General features: G+C 73.5%; 11 protein-coding genes and 1 pseudogene. 10 read left to right on the top strand and 2 right to left on the bottom strand.

Features of this window, described 5'->3' with window-relative positions:
• Window positions 1-310 precede the first annotated feature (310 nt).
• The 9 genes and pseudogenes from L7D48_RS04235 to L7D48_RS04195 all read left to right on the top strand — a co-directional run bounded on the left by L7D48_RS04235 (window position 311) and on the right by L7D48_RS04195 (window position 8,036).
• Entirely contained in the window at window positions 311-1,288 is a 978-nt protein-coding gene (locus tag L7D48_RS04235) for an alpha/beta hydrolase (RefSeq protein ID WP_237877516.1), read from the top strand.
• The gene (locus tag L7D48_RS04230) at window positions 1,285-2,496 is read left to right on the top strand and encodes an acyltransferase (protein ID WP_237877514.1); all 1,212 of its coding nucleotides are present in this window, start codon (window positions 1,285-1,287) and stop codon (window positions 2,494-2,496) included. Before L7D48_RS04235 ends, L7D48_RS04230 begins: the two co-directional genes overlap by 4 nt.
• 221 nt (window positions 2,497-2,717) lie before the next feature.
• Window positions 2,718-3,905 (top strand): acyl-CoA desaturase, encoded by a 1,188-nt coding sequence (locus L7D48_RS04225; RefSeq protein ID WP_237877512.1) that lies wholly within the window; start codon window positions 2,718-2,720, stop codon window positions 3,903-3,905.
• Between the two features lie 73 nt (window positions 3,906-3,978).
• Window positions 3,979-5,232: a sensor histidine kinase gene (locus L7D48_RS04220; RefSeq protein WP_237877509.1), complete on the top strand. Its 1,254-nt coding sequence runs from the start codon at window positions 3,979-3,981 to the stop codon at window positions 5,230-5,232.
• Window positions 5,229-5,903, top strand: a complete 675-nt coding sequence (locus L7D48_RS04215; RefSeq protein WP_237877508.1) for a response regulator transcription factor — start codon at window positions 5,229-5,231, stop codon at window positions 5,901-5,903. Before L7D48_RS04220 ends, L7D48_RS04215 begins: the two co-directional genes overlap by 4 nt.
• Before the next feature lie 187 nt (window positions 5,904-6,090).
• Window positions 6,091-6,279: pseudogene (locus L7D48_RS04210) on the top strand (phosphatase PAP2 family protein); the annotation flags it as partial.
• 55 nt (window positions 6,280-6,334) lie between these two features.
• Window positions 6,335-6,670 carry a helix-turn-helix transcriptional regulator gene (locus tag L7D48_RS04205; protein ID WP_237877504.1) on the top strand — a complete coding sequence of 112 codons (336 nt, stop codon included), beginning with the start codon at window positions 6,335-6,337 and terminating at the stop codon, window positions 6,668-6,670.
• Window positions 6,664-7,434: a cation transporter gene (locus L7D48_RS04200; protein ID WP_256462422.1), complete on the top strand. Its 771-nt coding sequence runs from the start codon at window positions 6,664-6,666 to the stop codon at window positions 7,432-7,434. Before L7D48_RS04205 ends, L7D48_RS04200 begins: the two co-directional genes overlap by 7 nt.
• Entirely contained in the window at window positions 7,431-8,036 is a 606-nt protein-coding gene (locus tag L7D48_RS04195; RefSeq protein ID WP_237877502.1) for a methyltransferase, read from the top strand. The genes L7D48_RS04200 and L7D48_RS04195 overlap by 4 nt, the downstream gene beginning before the upstream one ends.
• Window positions 8,037-8,269: 233 nt before the next feature.
• On the opposite strand, the gene L7D48_RS04190 is transcribed toward L7D48_RS04195, so the two are convergent.
• Window positions 8,270-8,818 (bottom strand): GNAT family N-acetyltransferase, encoded by a 549-nt coding sequence (locus tag L7D48_RS04190; RefSeq protein WP_237877500.1) that lies wholly within the window; start codon window positions 8,816-8,818, stop codon window positions 8,270-8,272.
• A gap of 22 nt (window positions 8,819-8,840) precedes the next feature.
• Window positions 8,841-9,281 (bottom strand): hypothetical protein, encoded by a 441-nt coding sequence (locus L7D48_RS04185; protein WP_237877498.1) that lies wholly within the window; start codon window positions 9,279-9,281, stop codon window positions 8,841-8,843.
• A gap of 188 nt (window positions 9,282-9,469) precedes the next feature.
• Between L7D48_RS04185 and L7D48_RS04180 the strand changes: the two genes are divergently transcribed.
• Window positions 9,470-12,715: AAA family ATPase (locus L7D48_RS04180; RefSeq protein ID WP_237877495.1), on the top strand; the 3,246-nt coding region annotated here is incomplete at its 3' end.

Genomic DNA, 12,715 nt, shown 5'->3' with positions numbered 1-12,715 from the left:
GGGGAAGAAGCCGTGAAAGGGAAACCCGGAAGCCGACCGTCGGGTCACGGCAGACCACTGGGGTCATCTCGCCCGGGACGGTTTGGCACCTCGCCGCCAAGCACCGCCTGACCCGCTGCCTCCGGCGTTCTATCGCCCGCCCGAGTCCCCGCGCCCCGCCCGATGTTCACCGCGGTCGAAAGGCAACGGTTTCTCACCCACCCCCTACCCGGGTATCACCGCCGACTTGGCTCCCCGGAGTGACGCCCCGCCTCCCACCGCCTTCCTACCTTCCCGCCGTCACCGCGGACGAGACGAAGGAGAGGGACGGATGCGCCGCTTCAGGAGGACTCTGGTCACCGCCCTGCTGACCACACTGCTGGCCGGCGGCACGGCGGGCTCAGCCTCGGCGAGCACCCAGAGCCCGCCGAGCGGTCCGCTCCCCGGCACCGCCGCCTGGCTGGCGGACGGCTTCCCGGGCAAGGAGCCACCGGACCCCGCCACGGCCGGCCCGCATGAGGTGGCGGCCTTCTTCGCCGGCCTGACCAGCGCTCAGCAGCGCAGACTCGCCAGGGACCACCCCACCGTGGTGGGCAACCTCGACGGCGCTCCCGTAGACCTCCGTTACGAGGCCAACGCCCACGCGGGCGACCAGGTCCTGGCGTACGACCCGCGCGGCCGCGGCATGATCGCGCAGGTCGCGGGTGACCTGGAGAGCGCCGTCCACATCGCGGTGATCGTCCCCGGCTCGGACACCGACCTCGCCACGTTCGACGCCACGGCGCAGCAGGCAGCCGTCCTCCAGAGGGAGGCGGGTGACGACACGGCCGTCATCGCCTGGGCCGGCTACACCACCCCCTCCGGTATCGGCCTGGACCTGGCGACGGGCCGGCTCGCCGAGGCCGGTGCCGAGCGCCTCACCCGTTTCACCGACGGCCTGGACGCGGCGGGCCTCCCCGGCCCCTCCCTCTTCTGCCACAGCTACGGCTCGGTGGTCTGCGGCCTCGCCGCCTCCGACACCGACGCGAGCGACATCGTCGTCATGGGCTCGCCCGGCATGCGTGCCGACGGCGTCACCGCGCTCGGCACCGATGCCCGCGTCTGGGCGGCGAAGTCCCCGAAGGACTGGATCGACCGCGTCCCCAACGTCGAGGTCCTGGGCCTGGGCCACGGCCCGGACCCCACCTCGCCCGGCTTCGGCGCGACCGTCCTGCCCGCCGACGACGTCCCGGCACACGACGAGTACCTCGCCCCCGGTACCTCCACTCTGACCGCGTTCGCGGCGATCGCCCGCGGGGACCTGCGGTGAAGGCCTCCGCAAAGCTCGCGAAGTTCACCGCCGGGATCGACGAACGCACCCCCGCCCACCGCGACCGCGCCGTCGACGGCCTGCGCGCGGCGGCGCTCCTGGCCGTCCCGGCCGGCCACTGGCTGCTGGGCGGCTTCACCCTCGACAGCGGCGGCGGCCTGCACAACGCCAGCCCGCTGGCCGCGTTCGGCTCGCTGGCCCCGGCAAGCTGGCTCCTCCAGATGCTGGGCATCTTCTTCCTGGTCGGCGGCTACTCCTCGTACCTCTCCTTCCACCGCCGCACGGGCTTGGCCCGCCAGTGGACCGCCGGCCGCCTCGGGCGACTGGGCCGCCCCGTCCTCGGCGCCACCGCCGTGTGGGCGCTGCTCCTGCCGGCCCTGCACTACGGCCTCGGCATCCCGACCGCCACGCTGCACACCGCGTCGACCCTGGTCGTCCAGCCCCTGTGGTTCGTCGGCGTCTACGCCGTGATCACCGCCCTCACCCCGTACTGCGTCCGGGCCTCGCGGCGTCTCGGCTTCTGGGCCGCCGCCCCGCTGCTCGGCTGTGTCGCGGTGGTCGACTTCCTCCGCTACGGGCCTTACGCGGACGCCGTGCCGTCCTGGCTGAGCCTGCTCAACCTGCTCCCGGGCTGGATGTTCGCCTACCAGCTGGGCGTCTCCTGGGCGGACAGGCGGCTGGGCCGGCGTGAGGCGTGGCTGCTGCTCGCGGGCGGCGCGGCCCTGTTCGCCGCCCTGCTGCTCGTCTTCCACTACCCGGCGTCGATGGTGGGCGTGCCCGGCCGATCCCGTACCAACTCCCATCCGCCGTCCCTGCTGGTCCTCGCGCTGGCGGCCCTCCAGTCCGGTGCGGCGATCGCGCTGCGCGACCGGCTGGCCCGGCTGCTCCGGCGCCCCGCCCTGTGGGGCCCGGTGGTGATCGTCAACCTGTCGGCGATGACGATCCTGTGCTGGCACCAGACGGCGATGCTCGCCGCCGCGGTCCCCGCCTCGTACTTCGGTGAGGTCCCCGGTCTGACCACCGCGCCGGACACGGTCGGATGGATCCTGGCGCGGCTGGCCTGGATGCCGCTCTTCGCGGGGCTGCTCGTGGCGATCGCGAGGCTCGCCCGGCCCCTGGAGGCCCCGTGGGACCGCACCGGAACGGTCCTGCGCGCGTCGGCGGGCGTGCTGGCGGCGGGCTTCTTCTACTTCGCGCTCGCGGCGTGAGCGGCGTGAGCGGCGTGAGCGGCGTGAGCGGCGTGAGCGGCGTGAGCGGCGTGAGCGGCGTGAGCGGCGTGAGCGGCGTGAGCGGCGTGTCCGCGCCGCCGCGTCACCACGGTCCGGGGCCGCCGAGACACGGACCCTCGCCACCGGCGGCACCGGGCACCTCGAACGACCGGACGAAACCGAGCACCACGACACCCTCCACCGAACACCGGAGCGCAACCATGTCCACACCCGGCACGCCCACAACCGACGAAACCGCTCCGCCGCACCCCGCGAGAACCGCCGCGAGGCAGCCCTCACCTGAAACCGGCAGCGAGTTCACACCCCTGCTGCGCGACGTCAGGGGGCAGGGGCTGCTCGACCGGCGCACCGGCTGGTACGCACGCACCATAGCGGCCAACGCACTCGGTCTGGCCGCCGTCGTCACCGGCATGGCACTCACCGGCGACTCCTGGTGGGTACTCGCTCTCGCCCCGGTCCTCGCCGTCCTGTGCGCCCGCACCGCGTTCATCGGCCACGACGCGGGCCACGCCCAGATCAGCGGCGACCGGGCCACCAACCGCCGCATCGGACTCGTCCACGGCAACCTGCTGCTCGGCATGAGCTACGCGTGGTGGAACGACAAGCACAACCGCCACCACGCCAACCCCAACCACATCGGCAAGGACCCCGACGTCGCCGCCGACGTCCTCGTCTTCACCGGCGAGCAGGCCGCCACCCGCACGGGTTTCCGCGGCCTGCTCACCCGCCACCAGGCCTGGCTCTTCTTCCCGCTCACCCTCCTGGAGGGCCTCGCCCTGAAGCTCTACGGCTTCCGGGACCTGCGCCGCCGGACCGGCCGCGAGCGCCTGGTGGAAGGCACGCTCCTCACTGCCCACGTCGCCGGATACCTCACGGTGCTCCTGACGACCATGCCGCCGGCGCGGGCGCTCGTCTTCGCCGCCCTCCACCAAGCCCTGTTCGGGCTGCACCTGGGCATGGCCTTCGCGCCCAACCACAAGGGGATGGACATGCCCGACCCCGACGGCGAGAAGTGGGGTCACCTGCGGCGCCAGGTCCTCACGTCCCGCAACATCGAAGGCGGCGTCCTCACCGACTGGTTCCTCGGCGGCCTCAACTACCAGATCGAGCACCACTTGTTCCCCAGCATGCCCCGACCCCACCTGAGGCTCGCCCGGCCCCTGGTGAAGGCCCACTGCCACGACCTCGGCGTCCCCTACACGGAGACCGGCCTCGTCGACTCCTACCGCCGGGTCCTGCGCCACCTGCACGAGGTGGGGGAGCCGCTCCGTGCCGGCACCGGAGGCGTTCGGCACGCACCGGCTCACGGCCCGGCGCGCGTGCGGGCACAGCGGTCGCCGCGCACCCGGCACGGGCGGCCCGGCGGACCCCGCCGCCGGGACCGGTGACCGCGCCCGCGCCGGGCCGACCCGGCGGCCGCACGCGTCCTGACGCGGCCCCGCCACGCCTAAGCTGGGGCTCATGAACTCAGGGGGAGAGCAGCGCCCACGCGCGCTGCTCGCCGACACGCCGCGTCGGTGGGTACGGCTGCTGCCGTGGGCCGTGGCGTTCGTGCTGTGCGTGGCCCTGCTGCCCACGACCATCGTGGTCCTCACCGCCGACTACGGCCTGAACAGCGGCGTGGCGAGCGCGCTGGCCGTCGCGCAGACGGCGCCGCTGCTGCTCGCCGTCGTCCGCCCGCTGAGGGCCTGGTACGTGATCTTCACCGCGGACGTGGCCGGGGCGCTCGCCCTGCTCGCCGTCGACTTCGGGGAACGGCTCCTGTGGCCGTTCCCGCCCATGGAGATCGTCGGGTACGTCGGTCTCTGCCTCGCCCTCGGCCTGCGCGAACCGCGCCGGACGCTTGTGGTGGTGTGGCTGGCGACGGTGGGCGCGGGCATCGGCCTGGAGTTCGCCGTGCCCCACGACACGGGCGGCAGCACCACACTGCTCATCGTGCTCAGCGGCGCCGTGCTCGTGCTCTGCGGTGCGCTCCGCGAGCGGTACGAGGCGCAGCGCAGGCTGGCCGAGCAGGAGACGATCAGCGAGGCCGAGCGCGGCCGGCGGACGCTGCTGGAGGAGCGCGCCCGCATCGCGCGCGAACTGCACGACGTGGTGGCGCACCACATGTCCGTCATCACGGTGCAGGCGGACACCGCGGTGTACCGCCTCGACGGGCTGCCGCCGGACGTGCGGGAGGAGTTCACGTCCATCGCGGCGACCGCGCGCGAATCGCTCGGGGAGATGCGACGGCTCCTCGGCGTGCTGCGGAACGAGGAGACGCACGGCGAGCTCGCGCCCCAGCCGGGCCTGACACGGATCGGGCAGCTGGTGGAGGCGACGGTAAGAGCAGGCGTACCGGTGGAGTTCACCCCCTGCGACGCCGACGTGCCCGAGGTGGTGGGCCTGGCCGCGTACCGCATCGTCCAGGAGGCCCTCGCGAACGTCGTGCGGCACGCGCCGGGCGCTCCGGCACAGGTGTCGGTGTCGGAGTCCGCTTCGGGGGACGGCGCGCGGCTCACCGTCCTCGTCGTCAACGGGCCGCCGCCCGACCCGCCCGCCGCACCGTTCGAGGAGGACCGCACCGGGCACGGCCTGGTCGGCATGCGGGAAAGGGTGCGGCTGCTGGGCGGCGAACTGGACACCGGGCCGCTGCCGGACGGCGGCTTCCGGGTGGCCGCGCGGTTGCCGGTGACGCCGCCGGTGACGGAGAACGACAGTGAGGGAGCGGCATGACGATCCGGGTCATCATCGTCGACGACCAGGCCATGGTGCGGGCCGGCTTCGCCGCGCTGCTGGCCGCCCAGAGCGACATCGACGTGGTGGGCGAGGCCCCCGACGGCGCGCAGGGCGTCGAGCTGAGCTGGCGCACCCACCCCGACGTGGTGCTGATGGACGTCCGCATGCCCGAGATGGACGGCCTCCGGGCCGCGCACCACATCCTGGCGCCCCCGCCGGGTGTGACACACCGGCCGCGTGTCCTGATGCTCACCACGTTCGACGTCGACGACTACGTGTACGAGGCGCTGCGGGCGGGCGCGAGCGGCTTCCTGCTCAAGGACGCGCCGCCGGCCGACCTCATCGCGGCGGTACGCGTCGTGGCCTCGGGCGACGCGCTGCTCGCCCCTTCCGTGACACGCCGCCTCATCGCGGACTTCGCCCGGCAGCGTCCCGCCGCCCGGGGCAGGCCCGCGCTGCGGCTCAAGGCTCTGACGGAACGCGAGACCGAGGTCCTCACCCTGGTGGCCCGCGGCCGGTCCAACGCGGAGATCGCGCAGACGCTGGTACTGGCCGAGCAGACGGTCAAGACGCACGTGAGCCGTGTCCTGAACAAGCTCGGCCTGCGCGACCGCGCCCAGGCGGTGGTCTTCGCCTACGAGTCGGGGCTGGTGACCGCGGGCGAATAGGTACGGTCCCGATCGCCTTGACGGCGGGTCAGCGGATGTCGAGCGCGCGGTGCCGGCTCTGCCGGGAAGAGGGTCCGGTGGATGCCTTCCGTGCCGCTTCCGAGCCGGCCTTTCCCGTCGTCGCCATGTTCGCCGGCCGACCACGACCATCCTGGTGACCCTCTGATGGAAAGTCTCCGTCCACAGCGCCGTCGCCGGCGGCGTGGTCGTGGTGCTCGTCCTCGCCTACGGCACCTGGATGGCGTGGCTGCTGCCGGGCGTGGCGGTCATCGGCTGGTCCCGGGTCGCGCTGCGCGACCACGCCCCGCCCCAGACGGTGGCCGGGGCCGTTCTCGGCGGGTTGGCGGCCGCGGTCGCCTTCGAGCTCCTGCGGTGACACCTCGAAACAGTTCAAGGTTCCCTGAATTCAAGTTCATGTGTATTGTCGCGATGTGCTGACTCTCGCCACCGATCTCGATGCCCTGACCCGGTTCGGCCGGGCGCTGGCCGACCCGATCCGCTGCCGCATCCTGCTGACCCTGCGCGATGCCCCCGCCTACCCGGCCGATCTCGCCGACGCGCTGGGCATCTCCCGCACCCGGCTGTCGAACCACCTGGCGTGCCTGCGCGACTGCGGTCTGGTCGTCGCCGCCCCCGAGGGCCGTCGCACCCGCTACGAGCTGGCCGACCCCCGCCTCGGTCACGCGCTGGACGACCTGCGCACCGCGGTGGTCGCCGTCGCCGCCGACCGCACCTGCCCGGACGCCGCGGAGAAGGGGTGCTGCTGACCGTGGCCGCCGGAACACCCCTGTCCCCGGGCCCGTCCCCGGCCCGCCGCGACGCCCTCATCCGCCGGATACGGCTGCTGGTCGCGGCCACCATCGCCTACAACGTCGCCGAGGCGGCCGTCGCCCTCATCGCCGGGACGGCCGCCTCCTCGGCCGCGCTGATCGGCTTCGGTCTGGACTCGGTCGTCGAGGTGTCCTCGGCCGCCGCGGTCGCCTGGCAGTTCTCCGCCGCCGACCACGCCGTCCGCGAGGCCCGCGAGCAGCGCGCCCTGCGGATCATCGCCGTCTCCTTCTTCGCGCTCGCCGCCTACGTCACCGTCGACGCCGTCCGGGCACTGACCGGCGGCGGGGAGGCAGAGCCCTCCGCCCCCGGCATCGTGCTGGCCGCCCTGTCCCTGGCGGTCATGCCGTTCCTCTCCCTCGCCCAGCGCCGGGCCGGACGCGAACTCGGTTCCGCCTCCGCGGTGGCGGACTCCAAGCAGACCCTGCTGTGCACCTACCTGTCCGCCGTTCTGCTGGCCGGCCTGCTCCTCAACGCCGCCCTGGGCTGGACCTGGGCCGACCCCGCCGCCGCCCTCGTGATCGCCGCCGTCGCCGTCAAGGAGGGCCGCGAAGCCTGGCAGGGCAGGGGCTGCTGCGCACCGAACGCCACCGCGGCAGCCGCGGCGGCCACCGAGCCGGCCGGGGCCGAGGAGGACGGCTGCGGCTGCCGCCCGGGCTGCGCCTGCTGCGCACCCGTGCCGGAGGCGGAGGTGAAGCGGTGAACGGCTGGGACCGGGCCGCGCTCGCCCTCCACCTGGGGTGGGCGGAATTCGCCTTCGGCGTCCGCGCCGCTCTCCAGCGCCGCCGCACCGGGGACGCGGGCTTCCGCGGCGTCTCCGGCCGCCCCGGTGAAGCCTCCTGGTGGGCCGGGGTGCTGTTCGTGGCCGCCCTGCTCGGCGGGGTCGCCGCTCCCCTGGCCGCGCTCGCCGGGCTGCCCACCGCCGCCGTCCCCGCGCTGCGGTGGACCGGGCTGGTGGCCGCCCTGGCGGGGGTGGCGGCCACGACGGCGGCGCAGACGAACATGGGCGCCTCCTGGCGGGTGGGTGTGGACGCGGGGGAGCGCACCGCGCCGGTCACCGGCGGACTGTTCGCGCACGTCCGCAACCCCGTCTTCGCCGTCATGACGTGCACGGCGACCGGCCTGGCCCTGATGGTCCCGAACCCGGTCTCCCTCCTCGCCCTGGCCTGCCTGGTCGCGGCCGTCCAACTCCAGGTCCGCGTGGTGGAGGAGCCCTGCCTCAGGGCCGCGCACGGCGCCGCGTACGCGGCCTACACCGCCCGCGCCGGGCGTTTCCTCCCCGGCGTCGGCCGGAGGGCAACCTGAACTGAGCCCGGGAAAAAGAAGATTGACACCGGTCAACACCGACGACCGGCAGCCCGGCATCATCACAGGCTCGCAGACACCGGCGCCGGGGCTGGCACACGGTCATTCCTCCCCGAACCACCGCCGAAGCACTGCCTGCACTCGTGCACTGGGGCGCACCTGACAGCAAGGGGATCGTGGTCATGCTGCCATGTGCGGAAGGGAGGCGCCTGCGATGCGGAAGACCGGAAGTGTCACCGTTCCGGCTGCCACTCCTCGGCCAGCACCGAGTAGGTGACGGAGTCCCGCCAGCTCCCCCGCACGTACACGTGCCCCCGGATGCGTCCCTCCTCGGTCATCCCCGCCCTGACCAGGGTGCGGTGGGACGCCTCGTTGGCGGGAGAGCGCGCCGCCCACAGCCGGTGGAGGCCGAGCCGGTCGAACGCCAGGCCCATCAGTGCGCGGACGGTCTCGGTGCCGTACCCCTGGCCCCAGTACGCGGGATTCAGTGCGAAGCCGATGGTGGCGGCCTGCGGCTGGTGGGGGTCCATGGCCAGGCGGGCGAAGCCGATCAGTTCGCCGGAGAGGATGGTGACGGTCAGCGCGTACTCGGTGCGCGGCTCCTCGCCGGCCGAGGCCATCGAGCGCCGGACGATCCCCTCCACCTGCTCGCGCGAGCGGGGCTCGAACGACAGGTGCTCGGTGGCCTTCGGGTCGCCGTAGACGGCGTGGACCGCCTCCACGTCGTCCACGGCGAGTTCCCGCAGGACCACGCGAGAGGTGCTGTACGTGATCGGCTCCATGCCGGTGGACTCTACCCGCGTCCTACCGGGGCAGGGCCGGCGTCGGCGACGCCGTGAACACCTCGATCTCGCTGCGCAGATCGCGGGCTGCGTGAGCTTCGGCGAGCGGACCGCGGCCGAGGGCGTCGGCGACGCGCCTGGCGCTGAGCACGATCCCGGCGTCGCGCTGCCCGACCTCGAGGTCCAGCACGGGCCGGAGTGCCTCGACCGCCCCTTCGAGTTCCTCCCTGTCCAGCCGGGCGATGGTGCGCAGCGAGGACTTCCCGTCGTTCAGCACCGCGTGGGCCCGGGCCTCCGGACTGTGCAGCAGCCGCCAGCCGTCGACCGCACGCTGGGCGCCGCGCTCCCGGGTCCCGCCGCCACCACGATGCGGGCCAAGATGCTCTGTCTCCGCTGCTAAACCGAGGCGGAGCTCGCTCGGCGCGCCAACGCCGTCTGGTCGCGCCTCTGCCTGGGATGCCACGACCACCAGTACGAGATCGACCCCACGTACGAGCAGGTCCGCGCCTGGCGGGCGGAGGTCAGCGGGCCCGCCCTCGAACTGGCGTCCTGACTGCCCACACCAGTGGAGTCTCTGATAGTTCTTTTCGTGGGGTCCGGGTGTATGCCCGGCGCAGCGCCTCCCGGGGTGCTGCAAGGGAGGGGAAGTACATGAGCACCACCACGCGCGACGCCGTCATCGCCATCGAGCAGAAGGCGGTGGACCGCGCCTACGACTGCTATGAGAAGCAACTGGCCGAGATGACCGGGCAGTCGGTCGCCACGGCCTCCGCCAGCGGGAAGGACGGCGTCGCCAACCGGATCGAGGCCGAGGAGCGGGCCGCGGCGTACGGCGGCCTCGGCAGCGCCTCGCTGGTCACCAGCCGGGTCGATGTGCGGGAGGGGGCCGATGCCGCCCACGAGACCTGGTACATCGGCCGCCGTGGCGTCCGCGACCCCGCCACCGGGGATCCGGTGGTCCTTCTGTGGACCAGCCCGCTGGCCAAGAAGTGGGCCGAAGCGCTGCCCTCCGAACCCGGTGAGGTGCTCCTGCGGCGGCAGTTGCGCTGCGCGCAGCGCATCGTCGAGGACTACCTCGACGAGATCGCCGTCGCCGGCACCGTCCCCCGGCCCCGGCCGGCCATGGACGAGGCCGAGCCGGCGGCCCCGGAAGACCAGGCAGCGGAGCCGGCCGCCGCCCCTCAGGAGCGGCAGGCGCCGCGTCCGCAGGTCCCCACCCCGGGCGATGTCGTGCGCATCCAGCGGCGCAAGCCTCCGCAGCCCGACGACTTCCTCCTGCGGGAGCTTCAGCGTTCGCGCGGCGGCCGCATGCGGGACATCGTGGAGACCATCCGCCGCGACCAGATGGACCTGGTCACCGGTTCGCCCTCCGACATCCTCGTCGTGCAGGGCGGTCCGGGTACCGGTAAGTCCGCGATCGGTCTGCACCGCGTGACCTGGCTGGTCCACAACGACCACTTCAAGGCCCAGGACGTCCTGGTCATCGGGCCCCACCAGAGGTTCCTGGACTACGTCGGGCAGGTACTCCCCACGCTCGGCGTCCGCGATGTCAACGCCGTACAGCTGAACCGCCTGTGGGACGGCGAGGTCCTCGGCTCCGACAGCCCGCAGGCGCGGCTGGTGAAGTCCGACGAGCGCATGGCCACCGTCCTGCGGCGGCGGGTGGAGAACGAGTGCCGTCCCGAGGCCCTCGACGGCCTCACCACCGCACCCTCCTTCGAGGGCGACGAGCCGGCGTTCACCGTCACCGCCGGCAGCACCACCCTGCGCGTTCCCCGCTCGGAGATCCTCGCCGTCCTCGACCAGGCCCGCGATGGCGACGGCGCCTACCGCGAACGCCGCGACCGCTTCCGCAGCCTGCTCGTCGACCGCCTCCTGCAAGAACTCATCGCCATCTCCCCGCGCCGCAGCCGCGACAACACCATCCGCCGCGACCTGGAACGCAACCGCCGGGTCGAGCGCCTCGTCGAGCGCGTCTGGCCGTCACCCGGTGCCAGGGAGGCGCTCCGCAGCCTGTACGACTCGGCCGACCTGCTGCGCGCCTGCGCCGACGGCATCCTCAACGAACAGGAGCAGGCCGCCCTGCACCGGCCCCGGGCCACCGCGGCCGCCGACGAGCCGTGGACTCTGGACGACCGCGTCTGCCTGGAGGAGCTGCGGTACCTCATCGACGGGGAGACACCCCGGCGTTACGGGCACATCGTCATCGACGAAGCCCAGGACCTGACCCCGATGCAGGCCCGCTGCCTGCGCCGCCGCTGCGCCGCGAACGGTTCCATGACCGTCCTGGGAGATCTCGCCCAGGCCACCGGTCCTCACACCTACACCGACTGGGAACGCCTGGGCGCCCTGCTGTCCGACCACGGCGACTGGCGCGTGGCCGAGCTGAACACCAGCTACCGCGTGCCGTCCGAGATCATGGAGTTCGTCGCTCCCCTGGCCCGCGCCGTCGCTCCCGCCCTGCCCTATCCCCGGGCCGTACGTGAGGCCGGCGAGGACGCCGTGCGGACGGTGGCGACCGAGCCGTGGTCGCTCCTCGTCGACACCGTCGCCCAGGTCACCCGCCTGGTCGGTACCAGCGACGGGCACACCCTGCGTTCGGTGGCCGTCATCGTCCCCGACGACTCCGGCTGGCTCGGTGAGATCAGCCGCCAACTGGACCTGGCCGAGGGCGTCACAGGCCAGGAGCGCGAGGCGGTGTCCGTCCTGGCCGCCGCCGACGCCAAGGGCATGGAGTACGACCACGTCCTCGTCCTCGAACCCGCCACCATCGCCGACCGCGGCCCGGCCGGCCTGCGCCGGCTCTACATCGCCCTCACCCGCAGCACCCAGAGCCTGACCGTCCTGCACACCTCCCCGCTCCCCGAGGCCCTCACGGACACCGACGACACCACCGAGCAGCCGACCCCCGCTTCCGCACCGGACACGGCGGCGGGCGACATCCCGGAGGCCGGCATCCCGGAGATCGGCACCGACCTCCGCGTCCGCGTGCTCGGCCACACCAGCGGCGGCAACTACAAGGTCGAAGCCGTCTCACCCCCCACCGACCGCCCGCTGCTCCTGGCCGTGCGCCACGGCTCCACGCCCCCCGCCACTGGAGCGGAGCTGGACGTCTGGGTGCTCCGCCACGACTCCACCGTCAGCTTCGTCACGGCCGACGAGCGCGGCCGCAAGCCCATCTCCCCCACCATGGCCAAGCGCTACGCGGACGCACTCGGCGTCCTCGGGAAGCTGGCCGACGGCGACGTCCCGGGCGATGCCCGTGTCCGGCTCTCGGAACTCAAGGGCATGGCCAACCGCTGCCTGCGCCTGGACCAGCACGACTGGCTGGACGTCTGGCGCGTACTCGGCTCCCCGGACAGGGCCCGCCTGAACCTGCTGCGCGACCTCGCCGTGAACACCGACCGAGCGCTCGCCTCCGGCACCCCGGACGCGAGCCGGATCCGGGCCGACCTGGAGCGCAGCGGCTGGGCCGACGCCCTGTCCCACGCACGACACACCCTCGAGGAACGCCTGGCCACCGCGACCGTCCCGGTGGGGAACGACGAGCACACTCCCCAAGCCCCGCAGCAGCCCGAGCCGGAGGAACCCGCCCCCATGCCCACCACGACAGGCACCACTTCCGCGAAGACGGCCCCGGGCACCGCCCTCGCCCAGGCCCTGGAGGCCTCGGCAGCGGCCGACCGCACCTGCAAGACCCACGAGGCGGTACGTCTGGAGCTGATGGCGGCCCTGCTGCGGGCGGACCGGCAGCCGAACAGCTCACCGGTCATCGACGTCAGCTGCGCCACCGAGAACGGCCACTGCCTCTACGAGGTCCTCGGCGCCGGCCTCTCCGCCCACCCAGACCTCCGCTCGGGCGCAGCCCGCCTCCTCGAGATCAACCACACCCTGCCC

It is taken from the genome of Streptomyces sp. ICN903, from assembly GCF_022015835.1.
GTDB lineage: Bacteria > Actinomycetota > Actinomycetes > Streptomycetales > Streptomycetaceae > Streptomyces > Streptomyces fenghuangensis.
Note: the sequence above shows the minus strand (reverse complement) of the source record. Positions and strands in the feature narration are given on the sequence as shown.